21 protein-coding genes and 2 pseudogenes are annotated in these 18,359 nt (G+C 47.6%); 8 read left to right on the forward strand and 15 right to left on the reverse strand.

What is annotated here, in order from left to right:
* Positions 1–77 precede the first annotated feature (77 nt).
* Complete coding sequence (locus EDC32_RS12795; RefSeq protein WP_132222719.1) at positions 78–452, forward strand: hypothetical protein; 375 nt, start codon at positions 78–80, stop codon at positions 450–452.
* On the opposite strand, the gene EDC32_RS12800 is transcribed toward EDC32_RS12795, so the two are convergent.
* The 9 genes from EDC32_RS12800 to EDC32_RS12840 all read right to left on the reverse strand — a co-directional run bounded on the left by EDC32_RS12800 (position 453) and on the right by EDC32_RS12840 (position 8,683).
* Positions 453–782, reverse strand: coding sequence for a hypothetical protein (locus tag EDC32_RS12800; protein ID WP_132222721.1), 330 nt, complete (start codon positions 780–782; stop codon positions 453–455). It lies immediately after the preceding gene.
* 124 nt (positions 783–906) lie between these two features.
* Positions 907–1,443, reverse strand: a complete 537-nt coding sequence (locus EDC32_RS12805; protein WP_132222723.1) for a hypothetical protein — start codon at positions 1,441–1,443, stop codon at positions 907–909.
* A gap of 65 nt (positions 1,444–1,508) precedes the next feature.
* Complete coding sequence (locus EDC32_RS12810; RefSeq protein ID WP_132222725.1) at positions 1,509–3,074, reverse strand: acetate--CoA ligase; 1,566 nt, start codon at positions 3,072–3,074, stop codon at positions 1,509–1,511.
* A gap of 137 nt (positions 3,075–3,211) precedes the next feature.
* On the reverse strand, positions 3,212–3,421 hold the full coding sequence (locus EDC32_RS12815) for an alpha/beta-type small acid-soluble spore protein (RefSeq protein WP_132222727.1): 210 nt from the start codon (positions 3,419–3,421) through the stop codon (positions 3,212–3,214).
* A gap of 176 nt (positions 3,422–3,597) precedes the next feature.
* Complete coding sequence (locus tag EDC32_RS12820) at positions 3,598–4,899, reverse strand: pyrimidine-nucleoside phosphorylase (RefSeq protein ID WP_132222729.1); 1,302 nt, start codon at positions 4,897–4,899, stop codon at positions 3,598–3,600.
* A 185-nt stretch (positions 4,900–5,084) separates the two neighbouring features.
* Positions 5,085–6,263 (reverse strand): NupC/NupG family nucleoside CNT transporter, encoded by a 1,179-nt coding sequence (locus EDC32_RS12825; RefSeq protein WP_132222731.1) that lies wholly within the window; start codon positions 6,261–6,263, stop codon positions 5,085–5,087.
* A 78-nt stretch (positions 6,264–6,341) separates the two neighbouring features.
* Positions 6,342–6,737, reverse strand: coding sequence for a cytidine deaminase (locus EDC32_RS12830; RefSeq protein ID WP_158283393.1), 396 nt, complete (start codon positions 6,735–6,737; stop codon positions 6,342–6,344).
* Between the two features lie 29 nt (positions 6,738–6,766).
* Entirely contained in the window at positions 6,767–7,432 is a 666-nt protein-coding gene (deoC, locus tag EDC32_RS12835; RefSeq protein ID WP_132222735.1) for a deoxyribose-phosphate aldolase, read from the reverse strand.
* A 309-nt stretch (positions 7,433–7,741) separates the two neighbouring features.
* Positions 7,742–8,683, reverse strand: coding sequence for a DNA-binding transcriptional repressor DeoR (locus tag EDC32_RS12840; protein ID WP_132222737.1), 942 nt, complete (start codon positions 8,681–8,683; stop codon positions 7,742–7,744).
* Positions 8,684–9,027: 344 nt separating this feature from the next.
* Between EDC32_RS12840 and EDC32_RS12845 the strand changes: the two genes are divergently transcribed.
* The 3 genes and pseudogenes from EDC32_RS12845 to EDC32_RS12855 all read left to right on the forward strand — a co-directional run.
* Positions 9,028–9,285, forward strand: coding sequence for a spore coat associated protein CotJA (locus EDC32_RS12845; protein WP_246026944.1), 258 nt, complete (start codon positions 9,028–9,030; stop codon positions 9,283–9,285).
* Positions 9,282–9,539 (forward strand): spore coat protein CotJB, encoded by a 258-nt coding sequence (locus EDC32_RS12850; RefSeq protein ID WP_029071875.1) that lies wholly within the window; start codon positions 9,282–9,284, stop codon positions 9,537–9,539. The genes EDC32_RS12845 and EDC32_RS12850 overlap by 4 nt, the downstream gene beginning before the upstream one ends.
* 12 nt (positions 9,540–9,551) lie before the next feature.
* Positions 9,552–9,782, forward strand: a pseudogene (locus EDC32_RS12855) (manganese catalase family protein); the annotation flags it as partial.
* A gap of 156 nt (positions 9,783–9,938) precedes the next feature.
* On the opposite strand, the gene EDC32_RS12860 reads toward EDC32_RS12855, so the two are convergent.
* From EDC32_RS12860 to EDC32_RS12875, 4 genes are all read right to left on the reverse strand, one after another.
* Positions 9,939–10,553 (reverse strand): CHAT domain-containing protein, encoded by a 615-nt coding sequence (locus EDC32_RS12860; protein ID WP_132222741.1) that lies wholly within the window; start codon positions 10,551–10,553, stop codon positions 9,939–9,941.
* A gap of 32 nt (positions 10,554–10,585) precedes the next feature.
* Entirely contained in the window at positions 10,586–11,464 is an 879-nt protein-coding gene (locus EDC32_RS12865) for a nucleotidyl transferase AbiEii/AbiGii toxin family protein (RefSeq protein WP_132222743.1), read from the reverse strand.
* Positions 11,465–11,479: 15 nt separating this feature from the next.
* Positions 11,480–12,064 carry a hypothetical protein gene (locus EDC32_RS12870; protein ID WP_132222745.1) on the reverse strand — a complete coding sequence of 195 codons (585 nt, stop codon included), beginning with the start codon at positions 12,062–12,064 and terminating at the stop codon, positions 11,480–11,482.
* Positions 12,065–12,590: 526 nt separating this feature from the next.
* Positions 12,591–13,016 carry an RrF2 family transcriptional regulator gene (locus EDC32_RS12875; RefSeq protein ID WP_158283370.1) on the reverse strand — a complete coding sequence of 142 codons (426 nt, stop codon included), beginning with the start codon at positions 13,014–13,016 and terminating at the stop codon, positions 12,591–12,593.
* A gap of 213 nt (positions 13,017–13,229) precedes the next feature.
* On the opposite strand from EDC32_RS12875, the gene EDC32_RS12880 reads away from it, so the two are divergent.
* Positions 13,230–14,177 carry an alpha/beta hydrolase gene (locus EDC32_RS12880; protein WP_132222749.1) on the forward strand — a complete coding sequence of 316 codons (948 nt, stop codon included), beginning with the start codon at positions 13,230–13,232 and terminating at the stop codon, positions 14,175–14,177.
* A gap of 128 nt (positions 14,178–14,305) precedes the next feature.
* Here EDC32_RS12880 and EDC32_RS16415 read toward each other — a convergent pair whose 3' ends face one another.
* Positions 14,306–14,449 carry a hypothetical protein gene (locus tag EDC32_RS16415; protein ID WP_022736805.1) on the reverse strand — a complete coding sequence of 48 codons (144 nt, stop codon included), beginning with the start codon at positions 14,447–14,449 and terminating at the stop codon, positions 14,306–14,308.
* Between the two features lie 235 nt (positions 14,450–14,684).
* On the opposite strand from EDC32_RS16415, the gene EDC32_RS12885 reads away from it, so the two are divergent.
* The 3 genes and pseudogenes from EDC32_RS12885 to EDC32_RS12895 all read left to right on the forward strand — a co-directional run.
* Positions 14,685–16,229, forward strand: a complete 1,545-nt coding sequence (locus EDC32_RS12885; RefSeq protein ID WP_132222751.1) for a recombinase family protein — start codon at positions 14,685–14,687, stop codon at positions 16,227–16,229.
* 202 nt (positions 16,230–16,431) lie between these two features.
* Positions 16,432–17,409 carry a 3'-5' exoribonuclease YhaM family protein gene (locus EDC32_RS12890; protein WP_132222753.1) on the forward strand — a complete coding sequence of 326 codons (978 nt, stop codon included), beginning with the start codon at positions 16,432–16,434 and terminating at the stop codon, positions 17,407–17,409.
* A gap of 36 nt (positions 17,410–17,445) precedes the next feature.
* A pseudogene (locus EDC32_RS12895) lies at positions 17,446–17,787 on the forward strand (manganese catalase family protein); the annotation flags it as partial.
* A 143-nt stretch (positions 17,788–17,930) separates the two neighbouring features.
* Here EDC32_RS12895 and EDC32_RS12900 read toward each other — a convergent pair.
* On the reverse strand, positions 17,931–18,149 hold the full coding sequence (locus EDC32_RS12900; protein WP_132222756.1) for a hypothetical protein: 219 nt from the start codon (positions 18,147–18,149) through the stop codon (positions 17,931–17,933).
* Between the last annotated feature and the right edge of the window lie 210 nt (positions 18,150–18,359).

Raw genomic sequence — 18,359 nt, forward strand, 5'->3', positions numbered from 1 at the left:
GATCTCACACTCCCATCTGCACTCAATGCCCAAACCTTGAATATGGTACATACAAAAAACAAAGCGGGTGATAACGAATGAGCAAAGCGAAACCACCCCAATCTGACGATTCACTGCGACTGTCCCTCAGCGACGACAATGCAATAGACCATTGGTCGACAATCCAAAAATGGACCAACCGGCTCTCAAAGACAACCAACCACCTTGATGATCTTGCCCATGCACTGCAATCCCTGCATCTTGCCGCCAAGGACAAAGAAACTTTAAAAGAAATCATCACTTCTTTGGCCAAACTAAACAAAATTCAGGCGCAAAAGAAAACGAAAGCAGACGACTCCAAAGCCGCACAAGAAACACTCCAAACTGGCAACAGCTTGATGGACATGTTCAACTCACCAGCGATGCGCGACATCGTGCAGACGGTGTTAAAACAGAGAAAGCGTCATTGGTGATTATCGGTCTCGGCGGGGTTGCTTCTGTTTTCTTTTCAACATCAGCTCATTGACCTGTGCCGGTGGCGTCATGTTCAATTGGCCCAATATCTCACGCATGCCTTCTGGTGTCATCATTTGTTTCATCAATCCCATCATCGCTTCTTGCGATATGGGCATATGGACGACTTGGCTTATATATTCAATAAAGCCGGGTATTCCATGCTTCTGATAACGTTCCATCGCTTTGAACATGAACTGCTCCAATTGACTCTCATCCATGAACGGCTTTCCCACTAATTGATTCATCCAATCGGCAAAAGCTTTCAGCGCTTGCGTATGCTGCATCACGCACTCCCCCCTAACCAACCGCCAGCGTTTATCTTAGTAATATGAAATTCGCCTGCACATTCGCACGATAAACACCCATAGGCCACAAAAAAAGGCAGAAGCCTGTTAGCTTCTGCCTTTTCATTTACTTTCCACCGCCGCATGGGCCCTTGCCGAGATCGACTTTGCTACATCCAGACATCTGGAAATCGATGTCGCGTCCCACTTCCGAGACTTGCCGCCAATACTCGCCCACATATGCCAAGGGTTGCTTCACCCGTTTTTCGTCGGCGATGAAATAAGTTGTTTCTTTCCCGGTCGCGTCATCCATAAACGTCACATACAGCACGTCGTAATAAAGTGGAGACCCATCTTCCTCTTCGATAATATCAAAACCGGCCTCGTGGGTGATGAGTAATTCTTCGTAAGAGCAGGATTCCACTCCCTGCTCCCCCTCGACCGCTACATAATCAAACTCGCAGCGGTCTGCCTCCTCATCAAACGAAGCTTGGCGTAGATGGCCGTACACATAGATCGATTCACTATCCAAATCAATCGTACCAAACAAACTTTGGGGATATGCGGCCAGATAGTCGTTCACTTTGCGATTGATGTCCCGGGCAAACATCTCCCTGGCCGCTTCTTGAAAGTTGAACAACATCCCATGAGTAAATGATTTCATCAACATTAGCTCCTTTGATCAACCGTGCACATCGCATCTATTATATCGAAGAGAAAAAACGCTTTTCAAGAAGCCGTTCCTTTTCGTTTTCTTTCCAACTCCCGCAATTCCACTCGCCGAATCTTCCCACTGGCCGTTTTCGGTAGGGAAGTGACAAATTCCACCTCGCGCGGATACTTATATGGAGCAGTCAACGTCTTGACATGGTCTTGCAATTCGGGAATAAGTTCCGCTGTAGGGATGACGCTTTCCCTTAACACGACAAATGCTTTGACAATGGTTCCCCTGATGGGGTCAGGGCTGGCTACTACCGCACATTCTTTTACCGCCGGATGTTTGACGAGGGCGTCCTCCACTTCAAAGGGGCCGATTGTATACCCTGAGCTGATAATTATGTCATCAGCCCGCCCCTCAAACCAAAAGTATCCCTCTTCATCCACTCTGGCTCTGTCTCCGGTGAGATACCAATCCCCGCGAAACGCCGCTTGGGTACGCTCCGGATCTTGATAATATCCTTTAAATAGAGCGGGAGAAGAGCGGTGGACAGCGATATGACCCACCTCCCCTTGCTTCACTTCTTGTCCCTCGTCATCAACCACCGCAATCCGATTGCCGGGAGTCGGTTTGCCCATCGAGCCCAGCTTCACCGGCATTCCAGTCAAGTTGGCAATCAGGAGGGTGTTCTCAGTCTGTCCATAGCCATCACGCACTTGCACTCCAAACGCGTTGAGAAAAGTATCGATCACTTCCCTGTTCAGCGGTTCTCCGGCGCTGACCGCGCTACGCAGAGCCGGAAGACGATACTCCAAGAGCTTCTCGCACTTGGCCATTAACCGGTATTCCGTCGGCGTACAGCACAAGACATTGATTTTTTGTTCTTCTAGCAAGCGAAGATAGGTTTCCGGATGAAACGAACCTTGGTAAACAAATGCTGTCGCACCTGCCCCCAGAGTGGAAACAAACGGGCTCCAAATCCATTTGGCCCAACCTGGTCCCGCCGTGGCCCACACTTTGTCCCCATTTTGAATGCCAAGCCACGCTTGTGTAGCCGTCTGTTGGTGGGCAACTGCCCAGCTGTGATGGTGAACCACTCCTTTGGGTCCCCCTGTGGTCCCGGAAGTGTATGAGATAAACGCAGGGTCATCCGCTGTTGTTTCCGGCAAGGCAATGCTGGCATCCCCTGTACATTCATCCAGCGCCAACCATCCTTCCTGTGCTTGGCCGCGGACGATTCGGATGGCAGCGCTTCCAATTTCGCGCAAAGCCTCATCTACCCCTGCCGTCAAGGTTGCGTCAGCGATCACCGCTTTCGCCTCAGCATGTCGGATGCGGTAGGCGATGTCACCGGATCGCAACATTTCTGACCCCGGCAACAACACCAATCCCGCTTTTAAGCAAGCCAGATAGGCAATATACGCTTCCGGCACGCGCGGCAACAAAATCATCACCCGCTCCCCTTTGGCGAGCCCCAAAGCAACCAATCCCCGGGCCAAGGAATCAGATTTTTCCTTTAATTCCGCATATGTAATTTGTTTTTCTTCCCCTGCCTCATTTCGCCAATGAATCGCGACCTTTCCAGTTACAGTAGCATGTCGGTCGATATCCTGAGCAATATTATAACGCGTTGTCATCCCATTCCCCTCCCCAAAGATCAGATCAAAGAAAAGGTATCTATAGAAATATTCTTTCAAATGAGTGGTAAATCCTTTTTAATGAATAATAAGTAGCGACCCTCGCGGGTCGCTACCGGGAACCAGTTATTCAATTATTAGAAGCTACCACCCAGTTGTTGTTGAGCCAAAGAAACCAGACGTTTGGTGATTTCTCCCCCAACCGAACCGTTTGCGCGGGAAGTGGTGTCAGCACCCAGAGTTACACCAAATTCTTGTGCGATCTCAAATTTCATTTGATCAATCGCTTGGGCTGCACCAGCTACCAGCAGTTGGTTGGAGCTACGGCTGCGTCCTTGTTGTGCCATGTGTTTTCACCTCCTTATCTCTTGTTGGTCTTATATTGCGTCGTTTGCCCCGAATGCATGCTAGGAAATTATGGATAAACTGCCGCAAAGGCTTGTTCTTAAGGCATAAGAAAAAGGGTTGCGGTCAGCTGCAACCCTTTCATCCATATAATTTGCGTCGCCGTTTGCTGTGCGTGTTATTCCGTCACAATGTCACGAATCAATACCGGCGCTTCCGCTTGCTTATCGATGCGGATGCTGGCATAAAGCTTCTCGATCACATCATCCACATTTTCCCGATTGGCATGGATGGTCACCAAGGATTCTCCGGCCTTTACCGGATCGCCAATTTTTTTGTTCATTACCAGGCCGACCGCCAAGTCGATTTCAGATTCTTTGGTTGCCCGGCCTGCTCCAAGCCACATTGCGGCTGTACCGATCTCATCCGCAATCATCTCCGCGACTACGCCGTCTGTTTTAGCCGGCACTTCAATTTGATAAGCCGCTTGCGGCAATTTTTCCGGATGATCCACAACGGAAGGGTCACCCCCTTGATTGGCAAGAAACTCTTTAAATTTCTCCAAGGCCTTACCGTTTTGTATGACACCTCTGATCAACTCTTCCGCCTCTTCCAGCGATTCGGCTTTGCCGGCTAAAAATACCATTTGCCGCCCGAGCGCTAAGCAAAGCTCTTCCAAATCCTTAGGCCCTTTCCCACGCAATGTATCAATCGCTTCCTTCACTTCCAGCGCATTACCGATAGCTCGTCCCAGTGGCTGGCTCATGTCGGAGATTACAGCCATCGTCTTGCGGCCCACATTGTTACCGATCCGCACCATCGCTTGGGCCAATTTTTTGGCGTCTTCCACCGTCTTCATAAATGCCCCGGCCCCCGTCTTCACGTCAAGCACAATGGCATCGGCACCCGCCGCAATTTTTTTGCTCATGATCGAACTGGCGATAAGGGGGATGGAACTCACCGTGCCTGTCACATCGCGCAGGGCGTATAACTTCTTGTCTGCCGGAGTCAAATCGCCGGTTTGTCCGATCACCGCGATTTTGTGCTTGTTCACCAACTCCACGAATTGTTCCTTGCTAATCTCAACATGGAACCCTTCCACTGCTTCCAACTTATCGATCGTGCCACCGGTATGACCCAGTCCCCGACCAGACATCTTCGCCACTGGAATGTCCAGCGCGGCAACAAGCGGAGCCAAAACCAGCGTGGTTGTGTCGCCTACACCGCCGGTGGAATGTTTGTCCACCTTGATCCCTTCAATCGCCGACAGATCGATGGTTTCACCCGAACGTACCATAGCCATGGTCAAATCGGCCCGTTCCCGATCTGTCATGTCTCTGAAATAGATGGCCATAGCTAAGGCACTAACTTGATAATCGGGTATTTCGCCTCTGGTGTACCCTTGGACAAAGAAATTGATCTCTTCGGTGGTCAACTCTCCACCATCGCGTTTTTTCTCAATCAAATCGACCATTCTCATCTTTATTTCTCTCCTCGCTTTAGACAGTTTAAACCGCTTTAAGCCAACCCGGCCACGCCACAAGTGATTTGTCACCAAATCACGGAAACCGGGGTATGTCTATACAAACAATACAAAGTTTGCTGGACACACCCCCGCAGGTGATAAGCCATCACTAAGTCAGACGTCTTACCTCAGTTCAAAAATCACAGGAACAACCCGGCCACCGTTGCAGACAAAACACTAACCATCGTCGCTCCGTACAGCAATTTCAGGCCGAAGCGGGCAACCACGTTTCCTTGTTTTTCATGTAGCCCTTTTACAGCGCCGGCAATAATACCAATCGACGAGAAATTGGCAAATGAAACCAAGAACACAGACACAATGCCGACTGTCCGCGCAGATAGCGCCGTCTGTTTACTAAGGTCAAGCATTGCTACAAATTCATTGGACACCAGCTTCGTCGCCATGATGCTCCCTGCAGTCACTGCTTCATGCCATGGCACGCCCATCACGAACGCAATCGGCGCGAACACATACCCCAATAGTTCTTGGAACGAAATCCCAACAATACCCATGAAGATCCCATTGACCATGGCAATGATCGCCACAAACCCGATCAGCATCGCCGCAACAGTGAAAGCCACCTTAAACCCGTCCATAATATATTCCCCGAGCATTTCAAAAAACGATTGTCTTTCTTCATCTTGTACTTCGAGGATATCCTCTTCCTTGGCAACCGCATATGGATTGAGGATGGAAGCGATGATGAAACCGCCGAACAGGTTGAGAATAAGTGCTGTCACAACATACTTTGGATCGATGATTTGCATGTAGGCGCCGACAATCGACATCGATACCGTGGACATAGCCGAGGCGCACATGGTATACAAGCGGTGCTTCGGCAACATCCCGATTTGTTTTTTGACGGAAATGAACACTTCAGACTGCCCCAAAATCGCGGAAGCAACTGCGTTATATGACTCCAGTTTGCCCATTCCGTTCACTTTGCTTAACACCAAGCCAATATACTTGATGACAAACGGCAAAATTTTAGTATACTGCAAAATCCCGATCAGTGCCGAAATGAATACGATTGGCAACAAGACGGACAAGAAGAACGGCATTTGCCCTTCATTAGCCATGCCACCGAATACGAAATTAACCCCTTCAGCCGCATAGGCCAACAACTTCTCAAATACCGACGCAAACCCTCTGATGAGGAATTCGCCGGCGCCAGTGTTCAACAAGGCAAAAGCGAATAACATCTGCAAAGCAATCATGATAAAGAGCGGCTTATAACGGATCTCTTTTCTATTGTTACTTACCGCATATGTCAAGATAAACACAACAAGCACGCCCAAAATGGCAATAATATATTTCATGACTAAATCCTCTCCTATGATTGGGCAACCGAGTCTGAAGCGCTTTCAACTCCTTCAGAGAAGGAACCGCTCAGCGGATTAATCCCTCTCCATGTCTCCGGCCTGAAAAGCGCCCGGAAGCAGCTGAGATATGATCCATTCCTCGGTGTCGCCGTGAAGGTTGGTTAAATAGATTTTGGTGTTTTTATCGCAAAACTCGGCTAACACTTGCCGGCAAGCTCCGCACGGAGACACCGGGCCATCAGTATCAGCCACGATGGCGATTGCTTCAATGGTGCGCTCGCCATCTGAAATCGCTTTAAACAAGGCTGTGCGTTCCGCGCAATTAGTCAAACCAAAAGAAGCGTTTTCGATATTGCATCCCCGATAAATCTTGCCGCCAGCCAACACCGCGGCGCCCACCGGAAAATGTGAATATGGGGTGTAGGCCTGCTTGCGAGCCTCAATCGCCTCTTTGATCAGCTGCTGTTTCAACATGGTCGGTTCCTCCTTGGCACGAAGGTTTAATAAGAAGAAGTGGCTTGACCGCCTTCCAAAATCTTAGCACCGGAGCTCGTTCCGATCCGGGTAGCGCCAGCCTCCATCATTTTCTTCATGTCGTCCAAGCTACGTACACCACCAGAAGCTTTTACGCCCAACTGTTCACCAACCGTTTTGCGCATCAACGCAACATCTTCTACCGTCGCACCACCCGTGGAAAATCCGGTCGACGTTTTTACGAAGTCTGCGCCCGCTTTCGCTGCCAGTTCACAAGCGCGCACTTTTTCCTCATCAGTCAAAAGACACGTCTCGATGATCACTTTCACCAACGCTTTGCCCGAGACAGCGTCAACTACCGCTTTGATATCTTGCATCACCCGGTTGTCATCCCCGTCTTTCAACGCGCCGATGTTAATCACCATGTCCACCTCAGAAGCCCCTTTGGCAACCGCGTCTTTGGCTTCAAACGCTTTGGTTTCCGAAGTGGTCGCTCCAAGTGGAAACCCGATGACAGTGCACACTTTTACCGGTGTGCCCGCAAGCTGTTCCGCAGCATAAGATACCCAAGTCGGATTAACACAGACCGATGCAAATTGGTATTTCTTAGCTTCATCGATCAATTTGGCAATTTCTGCTTGGGTCGCATCCGCTTTCAACAAGGTGTGGTCAATCTTGCCGGCTAAATTCATCTGAATCTCTCCTTTATATGAGCGCATCCGGCTAAGCGCAGGCGGCAAAAAAACAGTGCTCCGTTGGCAAATGTGTAGAATCTCTTTTGAAGCCGCTATCATATTTAGTCGGAACGCTCTCATTCCAATTGATTTTTGTCTGATTTTATTAGCTGGTTTTTAAGTTCATGGCTATCATAGCACGTTTTGAACAAATGTGAAACACCTTATGAAATTTGGTTCACTTTACCTGTATACAAAAACTCATGGCACACACCATAAAAAACCTGCCGTAAGTCTACGACAGGTTTTGTGATCCCATATAGGTTTTTATCCATGCTCCAACAAGGCTTTGGCCGTGAACTGGTCTGTCACCAAGATATTGGCGTATCTACCGATCAGGGCAGCGTGAATCGCTTCAAACTTATTTTGTCCACCAGCCACCAAAATCGCTTTTTCTTTCTTGCGCAAATCAGAGAGATTGACTCCCACCGTGCGGTTGTCCATTTCCTCAATGCAGATCTTTCCTTCTGCATCAAAAAACCGCGAACAGATATCTCCGGCACCGATCTGCTGCAACAATTCCTGTTCCTCTTTACTAAAATAATCGAGACGGAACAACAGCGCATCCTCCTTGACCGTACCAACCGTGAACACAGCAATGTTGGCTTGTCTGCCCAGCTCGATGATCCGCTGGATGTGCCGGTCTTTCTCCACCAATTGCTTTAACTCAATGCTATCAAAAATGACGGGCAACGGAAGATACCGGGCCACCGTGTGAAACGCCTCAGCGAACAGATATACCGTCTCCGCGGCATACGTATTGATGTGGGAGTGACTAACTCCCCCTTTTAGCTGGACAACCTCTACTCCTTTAACCGGCTTCGGTTGCAGATTGCGTGCGACGGAGTACATCGTCGTTCCCCATGTCACCCCGATAATGTCCCCATCTTGCACCGTTTCATGAAGATACTCTGCCGCCTTGCGGCTGATGTGCTTCTGGATCTCCTTGTACTCATTCACCGGCGAATAGCTGATGAACACCTCGTCCAACTTGTACTTTTTCTTCAGGTCCTTTCCCAGGGAAGCCAAATCCTCCAGCGGATCAACAATATCGATACGCACATAACCCCGGGCTTTCGCGTACTGAAGCAACCGGGAAACCGTCGGACGGGAGACCCCCAGTCTGGCCGCAATTTCCTGCTGGCTGTAATCAGACAAATAATAGAGTCTCGCCGCCTCGATGCTTAGCCGTTGTTTTTCACGATCCATCAGCTCACCCCCTCCTGCGACTTGATCTGTCTCTGTCCTGTTCCCCACAATCCGGTGCCACCGGCTATACGTACAAAATCGGCCACGCACCCCAGCTTGCTGTCACTTGCCAATCACAGTTTACCACGATTGCCATCCATTGATGAAGCCACGCCGCTGTGCGTTAACAGCTAGTGGATACCACATCTGCTCATCATCCACTCTCAAGAAGATCCCTTTGTCCAGGAACAAAAAACCATCACGTCTCCCTAATATTTTCTGTTGAACAAGCATATTCTTACCGCCCAGTCATATAGTGAAACCAAGACTTCATCGAATTCTGCAACCGCGAAAGGATGATCCACTTGGAACGTTCACACAGGCACCAGCCCAATCCTTTTGTCAACCAAGAGCGCACATGGTATCCCTATGTCAGCCCGTTTGACCCTTGCCCGCCCCTGTGCAAAAAAACATATGTTGTGCCACCCAACCTATTTCTCGGCTTTCAGCCACCCGACCTGCCGCAATTCCCCCCCAACGAAGCCTTAAAACGGGGCACATTGTGGCCGATTTTCTACAGTCCTTACCGTAAAAAATCCAAACGCCATAAAGGTGATCAATGATGGACCGCAAACAACAATTTGAACAGCTAAAACAGTTGCAAGAAATCGATTTTGTCTTAGTTGAGCTTAATCTTTATCTCGACACCCACCCAGGCGACATGAACGCCTTGCAACAGTTCAATTGGTATGCGCAAGAGAGGGCCAAACTGGCGGCCGCCTACGAGCAGCAATACGGCCCCCTGACCAATTTCGGTCACAGTCTCAACCAATACCCGTGCGGCTGGGATGAAAGTCCTTGGCCTTGGGAAATTTAGAGGTGTGAAACAATGTGGATTTATGAAAAGAAACTACAATACCCGGTCAGAGTGGGCAAATGCAACCCCACCTTGGCCAAATACCTTATCGAACAATACGGCGGAGCCGACGGTGAACTCGCCGCGGCCTTGCGTTACCTGAATCAACGGTACACCCTACCCGCCAAAGTCAAAGGCCTCCTTACCGACATCGGCACGGAGGAGCTTGCCCATTTGGAAATGATCGCCACCATGGTTTACAAATCAATTGTCGCATCATGGAGATTTCACTCGAAAAAGCAAAGCATGCGCTTGTTGGCCTTGCCATATGTGGTTATAAAAAAAGCCAGAGGTTTTACCCTCCGGCTTTTTTTGGTATATCTTATATGCGATAGATATTACTTGTTGGCATTGGCTTTATTATCCTTCAATACGTATCTTTTTCCCGTCATCCCCTACTTTATAAATCCCATCTCGCAGATACAACCGGTATAAACGACTCTCCTCATCATAGGCCGCGGCATGTTCCCACGCTTCTTCTACCGAGCGCCCTTTTACCAACTTATGAAAAAAATGCATAAGGAACAATGCGGTCGTTTCCCCGGTCACATCCTCATCCGCCGCAATGTACGCCTGAATTTCTCCTTTCATAAACGCTTCGCCAGCTTCTTTCACGCCAGCCGAACAAGCCGTATTAATCACTACCGTACCTGGCAGGCGAATCGCCTCAGCAATGGTCGAAGGATACATGACCCCGTTCTGTAGGCTAGACACATCAATCTCATCGATATATTCGCCAAAAATCAATCCCCCTTGGTCACCGTGTGCGCTGATGACCAAAAACGGAGGCGCCTCTCCTTCCTGACCGATCACTTGCAAAAAGTCGTTCGGCGTACCGATCGTATGCAACAGCGTGACGATGTTCAGCTGTTCAAGCAATGTGCGTATAAAATTGGCTTCCGAACCATCATCGATGGCGGCGATGGCCACGGGAAGCTTTTTGGCGTAAAAACGGGTATCCACAGGGTTCCACATAACCATGCTCTCCTTTAAGCCTTCAGCCACCATTATTTACATGTTGGCTCTGGCAATTGATCAAACGCCTTCTGGCTAATGCCGGCAAGATCCATGATTTTCCGCAACTCAGCTACAAATGCGTTGAAATAATCTTCTTGGTTCTCACCCGCGGCATATTTACTCAAGAAATAATCCTTGGATAGTGAAGGGTACAAACCGCGTAAATCATCCACTAGGACTTTTTTGATGTCTGCTTTGGTGATGGAAGCATCCATACTGCATTCGTTGACGAGCGTTTGCAAGGTAACTCGCAACGCCTGGTCGTCATACGATGGATGGGATAACAAATATTTCAAATCATAAAGATCTTTGAACCGCGGTCTCACAATCGTTTGATGTAGCTTCCAAGCGACTTGGATAGAGAGCGGCACAGAATACGGAACAATAAAAGAGTCACCGAAGACGGGACGATACTCCAACGGAACGGGCTCTAAGTCCATCTCTAAATTAAACGAGATATCCAGGTACAACTCATGATACTCATCCGGCTCATCGGTGAACACATAAGTGAGATCGGTATTGATCGTCGGAAAGTCATCCGCCATGGCATAATCTATGTATCTCCAAAACGCATTCTCCCGAAAGCTGGTGAACTTGATTCCGTCGTTCAAATCCATTTCCGTCACTTGAATCATCCAGTTGGTAAATGTTTCATTCGCATGGTTGGTATCTTTGATTTTGCCCAGATATAAAAAGTCGATATCTTCTACATATCGAATGCCTGGATCCTCCAAGTATTGCCTCGTCAGCAGGCTGCCTTTTAACACAAATGGCTCGTTCACCAACGCAATTCTTCGCAACAGCGCCTCTAACACAACTAGTTCTCTATCATCATAATCCATCTTTTTTATATCTTCTCGTTTAATCACAGCTATTCCCCCATATCATGAAAGCCATCCACTATCTAACTCTTCTCTACTGTCATAGATACATAATTCATATTGCTCTTTTAATAACGAAATCTCATTCGCTTGCAAAATAGCATGAATCTTCTTGACTCTATCATAAAATATTTCTTTACTTTCGTATTCTCTGACAGTGATAAATCTCACTTTGCCATTGGCATTTAAAGAGTTCCGGGAAATGTGCCCCCCCAACCCCTCACATAAACGCTTCACCATCGCAACATCCTCCACTTCCACCTTGCCATGCCACTCAAAATAAGGCTTGGTGTGTTTGGTCAGCGGTTGGTGAAAATACGTTTCTTCATTGGGAGATGTTTCCACTTTCGTTCTCATGACGGTAAACCCGTGCTCTTGAAACACGTTTGCGATGCGGTCAATTTCTTTTTTCGCTAAATGGAAATCAGGGCGCTTAATCACACCCGTACACATCGGTTGATTGATGTAATTTCCTTTATCCAGGACAATCATCAGCGGTTTCACCTGTTCCGATTTGCATAACTCTACAAAGGCATCTTTTTCAGCAAGTGTTAAATCATTCACGGTGATGTGAAATTCAAATTCCATGCTCCCACTCCCAAGACTTTCTGTCATTCAGCAAGCAATATTGCTCATAACTCACTGAATGTTCGTTTATCATTTCATTCTAGCATTCTTTTTCATATATTGAAATAAATCCTGATACCATGCCGTCTTTTACTGTCAATGAAATGCTAATGATCAAGCAGATCTCTGACAAATAAAGCCAAAAATAGAGAAATAAAAAATAAGCTGGGTATACTGATTAAAGAAACGACATTGCCAGCTTGCATACTTAGTTAATATGTGTTTATAAAAAATCAAAAAAATATAAATAGAAGAAAAATAAAACGAGTGCTAATAAATTTTCAAGTTAAATATCCCTTTCAAAAAATTACCTTCTCCTCACCATAAAACAACCAACCATTTGAAAACCGCTTCTTTCCTGAAAGGCGGCGCGGGCAATCATCATATTCGTTGTCGCTCTCGCTTCACTGCCCGCTTTCCACCTCCGTTCATCATTCATCTATCCTGTATGAGCATTTTCCACATGAAAAATATCCATAATCCACAATCAGGACCCAAACAGGTGCGCTTGTTGGGCGACATCCTCAATCGTATAGCTGTTTAACACAGATTGAAATTGCTCTTCCGCTTTTGCGAGAATCATGGAAATCATTTTTTCCGTACCGGTTTTCGGAACCGACCAATAGGGGGTTGTTTGTCCCTTGCCAGGAGCACGGTACACGTCTCCCACAGTGATATCTGAAGCTTTCTTGGACAAAGCGTATCCACCGTACCGCCCGCTGACTGTCGTCACTAATTGGGCCTTGGACAACGAAGCCAAGATCTTCCTGATGTATGTAGTATCCACGCCCAAGGCTTCCGCAATGACGTGGCTTTTCATAAGCGAATCTGATTTGGATAGCAGCACCAACGCGCGAAGGGACACATGAAACCAGCTCGGGCCCAGATCACCAGATTGAATAAGTAACTGCAACTTATCCACCTCTATGTCAGTTGATGATCGTTTAGGGCATGCCTGGCAGTTACGCCAAGTGGCAAAAGCAATACTTAGACAAGCCCTAATTACATTCACTATATCACATCAGGAAAAAGTCTTGACAACTTTCCCCCGGTAATTGATAATTCAACTGTGACAAATGTAGTCACAATTTAAAAATTAGGGCCATGTCCATGGAGGATGATTCATATGGATTTTGAAAGCAGAGTCTTGCCCGAACTGAGACCCGTTTTAGCGCTTCTCCCGCAAATGAAGTTACCTGAGGACCTCCAAAAGATGTGTAACGCCCCTATTCCCGAATATGAAAAGTCCCCTCATGTGATTACGACTACACGCATGATCGCCGGGCCGGTTGGCGAGATAATGGTGAAGGTATACGAACCAGCAAACCGGCCAGACACCCCTTTGCCTGGGTTATTGTACATTCACGGTGGCGGTTATGTTCTCGGTCATCCGGATCGAGATGATATCAACTGCGAAATTACAGTTTTGGAAGTCAATTGTGTCGTTGTGTCCGTCGATTATCGTCTCGCTCCAGAACATCCTTATCCTGCGGCAATTGAGGATTGTTATGCCGCTTTGAAATGGATGGCAGACTCTGCAGCGGAATTGAGCATAGATAAGAAACGCATTGCTGTTGGCGGAGGGAGCGCAGGAGGCGGATTGACTGCCGCTGTTACACTGATGGCCCGTGATAAAGGAGGCCCTGCGATTTGTTTCCAAATGCCGTTATATCCCATGATTGACAACCGCAACACCTCTCCTTCCAGCCGGGAAATCACATCACCCAAAGCTGTCTGGAACCGTGACCACAACATCGCCGCCTGGAAAATGTATTTGGGCGAACATGCTTCAGGCGAAGTTTCTCCTTATGCCGCACCGATCCATGCCGATAATTTCAAAGGACTTCCACCCACTTATACCTGTGTAGGACAATTAGATCCCTTCCGTGATGAAACCATCGAATATGTTTCCCGACTCGTTGAAGCTGGTGTCGATGTAGAATTCCATTTATATCCAGGTTGTTTCCACGGCTTTGAGGTATTTGCACCGGAAGCAGAGGTTAGCAAACGAGCCGGAATGGAATATATGAACGCGTTAAAAAGAGCATTGCATCCCGCTCCAGCTTCCGAATGATTGGAACAGCGAAACAGATGAATACGAACAGGCTACCTCTCATATGGGGTAGCCTGTCTTTGTGCATGCGAAATCTTGGATCTATCGTTTTACCATTTGGGCTTCTCCACCGCCCAGCATATTTATTACTAGCCGGCTTCTTTTTTCAGGTTTGATTGCAAAATGGAAACCACCAAGCTTCTTACGTCACTCCAGCGTTGCTCATTCTCTTCATCTGAAATGTTGGGCGGAATTATCACGATTTTGGTCTTGCCAATCTGCTTCTCAATCATCGCGCATCACTCCCCCACAATCACATGGATAGAATAGCTTTTCCGCTTGGCAAAAGCGCTTAGTTCAATTTATTTTTCAGCAACTTGTCCCATGCCATCAAGTAAATGGTCACATAGCGTATAACATCTTAGCGATAAAGTGTCCAAACGCAGAATAGAAATGGCATAGAAAGATCTGGCAAGCTAACTCATCAGTCGTGGGAAATTCTCCAGAGAAAGGCAAGGAGTGAAGCGGATGGAGCGGGTGTGCATCTATCTGAGGAAGTCCCGCGCCGACCAAGAAGCTGAGGAGCGCGGAGAAGGTGAAACACTGTCCAAACACCGGAAAGTGCTGTTCGATGTGGCTCGGGAAAGAAACCTCCATGTAGTCAAAGTCAGGGAGGAAATCGCTTCAGGAGAAAGCATACAACACCGCCCCGAGATGGTGGCTCTTTTGCAAGAAGTAGAATCTGGTCACTACGATGCCGTCTTGGTCATGGACATTGACCGCCTGGGGCGGGGCAACATGCAAGATCAAGGTATCATATTGGAAACATTTAAACAGGCAAAAACAGCCATTATTACCCCAAGAAAAACATACAACTTAGATGATGAATTTGATGAAGAGTATTCGGAGTTTGAAGCGTTCATGGCCCGAAAAGAGTTCAAAATCATCAAACGGCGCCTGCACCAAGGGCGTATCCGCTCCGTCAAGGATGGCAATTACATCGGGGCTCGCGCGCCCTATGGTTACAATAAAACAAAAGTAGGCAAAGACCATACCTTAACGATCAACGAAGAACAGGCGGCTATAGTGAGGATGATCTTTGACTGGTATATCCACGACGGGTTGGGCTCACTCAAGATTGCCAAAAAATTAAACGACATGGGTGTACCCTCGGCAAACGGAAAAGATTGGACGAATAATGTTGTCCTGCAAATCTTGCGCAATCCAGTCTATATCGGTAAAATCCGCTGGAGACACATTGAACGAAAAAAATCCAAAGAACCGGGAAAAAACGTGACCGCAAAACGGAGAAACGAAGAGGAAGCCATCATTGTCGACGGCAAACACCCCCCGCTCATTCCTGAAGACGTCTTTTTCAGAGCTGAGGCCATTCGCAAAAACAAAATTCATCCCCATTGGAAACTTGGCACAGCCTTGAAAAACCCTTTGGCCGGACTCATCATCTGCGGCAAGTGCGGGTCCGCTATGGTGATGAAATGCGGGAGAACCAAAAATCGGCACCAATACCTGGTCTGCGATCGCAATGGAGCCGGCTGTACAAATAAAAGCAGTCGCCTGGACTTGGTCGAAGAACATATATTGAATCAGCTTCGTCAATGGCTAACCCATTGCAAAATGACAATCGAACCTTCGGAGATTGCGAACGCGGAAAAGAGACAAAAAGTGGAAACTTACTTATTGCTCGAAAAAAACCTGCGCCAAGAAATCTCCCACTTACAAACACAGCAAGAAAAACTTCATGACCTGTTGGAAAGAGGCATCTATGATGAAACCACGTTTCTAAAACGGTCACAAAGCATTACCAACCGTCTGCAAGCAGCAGAGGCCGCGCTAAAACAAGTCGAAGCGGACATAAGGCAGGAGCAAAGTGCATCGGCATGCCTCCAACCTAAGGTCAGCGAAATCCAACACGTACTGGATGTCTACCCTGCCGCGAAGACGTACCAACAAAATCAATTGCTCAAGCTGATTCTAGACAAATGTGTTTATCTCAAAGAGAAACATCAGAAAAATGATGAATTCGAGCTACAGTTGTATCCGCGGCTAAAATAATTGACCGCATATCCACTCCTTATCACCTTCTCATTGTTAAAAGGGATTCTTTTAGTTATAAGAATCCCTTCATTCATGTTTCTCCCATTCTTTTGTTTAACACCCTAATGCCCCTGTACTTTCCACCAAAAAAGAGGAACATTTGTTTGTTTAGCCGAATTAACATAAGAATTCTACACCAACCATAGAAAGGTGATTCTCATTGACATTTAAACACGGCGATTCCGTCAATCAACCCTTCTTTGTGAAAGCTGTGCAAGTGCGTACTTATAAAAACTCTGAACAACGGAAGTATGTAGATCTAGTTATGTTTGCGCAATCCGGTGAAAGCTTTCCCGGGCGGATTTGGGATTGGCAGGAAAAAATCAAAATGTATGAGCGTGAGATTCAGCAAGGCGATGTTATTCACATCACAGGGGAAGCCAGCGAATATCAAAAACAAATACAAATCCGCGTCGATCACCTTGAATGGCGGGACGAAGACAAAGCCACCTGGGTCGACCAATTATTGCCGCGTCCCAAACAATCAGCCGACCGCCTCAAGCAACGGTTGCATGGTATGGTTAGCTCCATGGAGCACCCCATTTTGCGAGCGCTCGCTGAAGCTGTTCTCTCTGATCGTGAAATCTCTGAGCGCTTATATTCCTACCCTGCCGCGAAAACGAATCATCACGCAACCCTTCACGGGTTACTACATCACATTGTCTCCATGATGGAATGCGCCAATAAAGTGCAGCAACAATATCCTTTCTTAAATCGGGATCTTCTCCTGGCCGGTGTCTTGTACCATGATCTGGGAAAAATCGGCGAATTGACCCATCTCCGCGATGGTGGGGATTATACGCTGGAGGGAAAACTGCACGGCCATATCCATTTTTCCGCCACACTGTTACAACGATTCGGGCAACAGCAAGGCGTGGTAAAAACGGAAGCGTTCAAGTTGCTCCAACACATGGTTTTGTCCCACCATGGAAAGTTGGAATGGGGATCACCGGTGACGCCGAAAATTCCAGAAGCGGTGGTTCTGCATATGATTGACAAGCTGGATGCGATGATGTTCTGCATATTTAGTGAAATGCAATCGCTCCAGTCCGGGGAATGGGTGAAACGGACAAAATCCCTTGAGAATGACATGTTAAAACATTCACTGCTCAATGAAACAGAAGATTATTTCAGTTAAGTAACCATTTTCCGTCTCCATGATGCGATAGCAAATAAATTAACCAAAGACGCCACCCCAGAGCAACTTAAGGAAGCCGGACTGGGCGAACATTTTGTCGATCATGACTCTGCTCTCTTCTATCACAATGCGGCGGGGGTTCCGTTTACCGCCACCTATATCCAAGCCAAGGGCGACCCGATCGCCGATTTGTATGAAGACATTGCCGCTGAGGAAAAAGCACGCGCCACTTACCAATGGCTGATCGACATTTCTGATGATCCGGACATTAATGATGCGCTGAAATTCCTGCGCGAACGGGAAGTGGTTCACTCGCAACGCTTTCGAGAAGCAGTGGAGTTGCTCAAGGAGTATCGGGACCAGAAGAAGTTTTTTTAGGCTAATCTGTGTGGGTTGCGGCAAAACGGAAAAAGCCTGGGACTGCCTGCGGTCACAAGGCGGTAAGCGCAGGCGTCTCCAGGCTTTTTTTATTTTTGGCTAACGGATAAGCACGGCTTTTTCTGTCCAAAACTGCCTTCCAGTTACGCAATAAGGTCTGGTCCAAACGCGACCAGCGTCCACACCATGGTGATGATGAAACAGAGGACAAGCCCTGCCAAAACCGGAGTGAATCGAATCCGGATCGCGGCGTTCTCCGTTTTCAACCCCGTCGTCGCCTGAATCTCCGCATCCATCCACTTGCTCAGAAGCCTCCCTTGGTGTTGAACAAATAAAAAGGATAAGAAACATTGATCCAACAAAGCACGCAACCTCCACCAGTGCGACATCAAGCAACTTGGCACATAAGTAACTGCATAACCATTCTGTCGCTATGGTGGCGAGCAGGGAAATAACATATTTTACGTTCGTATACTCCCTCCTTGCGCAAAGATGGCTGACGATGCGCCACCGACATATCGAACTTTTGTTGAAACAAATGCCCCTCCCTTTCGTCGAAAGAACATCACTTA

The organism is Laceyella sacchari (assembly GCF_004343255.1).
Taxonomy (GTDB): domain Bacteria; phylum Bacillota; class Bacilli; order Thermoactinomycetales; family Thermoactinomycetaceae; genus Laceyella; species Laceyella sacchari.

What these genes read in the sequence shown, in the direction of transcription:
- EDC32_RS12880 (WP_132222749.1), top strand. Translation starts at nt 13,230, where the DNA reads ATGGATTTTGAAAGCAGAGTCTTGCCCGAACTGAGACCCGTTTTAGCG.
- EDC32_RS12815 (WP_132222727.1), bottom strand. Translation starts at nt 3,421, where the DNA reads ATGGCACAACAAGGACGCAGCCGTAGCTCCAACCAACTGCTGGTAGCT.
- EDC32_RS12850 (WP_029071875.1), top strand. Translation starts at nt 9,282, where the DNA reads ATGATGGACCGCAAACAACAATTTGAACAGCTAAAACAGTTGCAAGAA.
- EDC32_RS12810 (WP_132222725.1), bottom strand. Translation starts at nt 3,074, where the DNA reads ATGACAACGCGTTATAATATTGCTCAGGATATCGACCGACATGCTACT.
- EDC32_RS12870 (WP_132222745.1), bottom strand. Translation starts at nt 12,064, where the DNA reads ATGGAATTTGAATTTCACATCACCGTGAATGATTTAACACTTGCTGAA.
- EDC32_RS12825 (WP_132222731.1), bottom strand. Translation starts at nt 6,263, where the DNA reads ATGAAATATATTATTGCCATTTTGGGCGTGCTTGTTGTGTTTATCTTG.
- EDC32_RS12885 (WP_132222751.1), top strand. Translation starts at nt 14,685, where the DNA reads ATGGAGCGGGTGTGCATCTATCTGAGGAAGTCCCGCGCCGACCAAGAA.
- EDC32_RS12820 (WP_132222729.1), bottom strand. Translation starts at nt 4,899, where the DNA reads ATGAGAATGGTCGATTTGATTGAGAAAAAACGCGATGGTGGAGAGTTG.
- EDC32_RS16415 (WP_022736805.1), bottom strand. Translation starts at nt 14,449, where the DNA reads ATGATTGAGAAGCAGATTGGCAAGACCAAAATCGTGATAATTCCGCCC.
- EDC32_RS12795 (WP_132222719.1), top strand. Translation starts at nt 78, where the DNA reads ATGAGCAAAGCGAAACCACCCCAATCTGACGATTCACTGCGACTGTCC.
- deoC (WP_132222735.1), bottom strand. Translation starts at nt 7,432, where the DNA reads ATGAATTTAGCCGGCAAGATTGACCACACCTTGTTGAAAGCGGATGCG.
- EDC32_RS12805 (WP_132222723.1), bottom strand. Translation starts at nt 1,443, where the DNA reads ATGAAATCATTTACTCATGGGATGTTGTTCAACTTTCAAGAAGCGGCC.
- EDC32_RS12860 (WP_132222741.1), bottom strand. Translation starts at nt 10,553, where the DNA reads ATGTGGAACCCTGTGGATACCCGTTTTTACGCCAAAAAGCTTCCCGTG.
- EDC32_RS12840 (WP_132222737.1), bottom strand. Translation starts at nt 8,683, where the DNA reads ATGGATCGTGAAAAACAACGGCTAAGCATCGAGGCGGCGAGACTCTAT.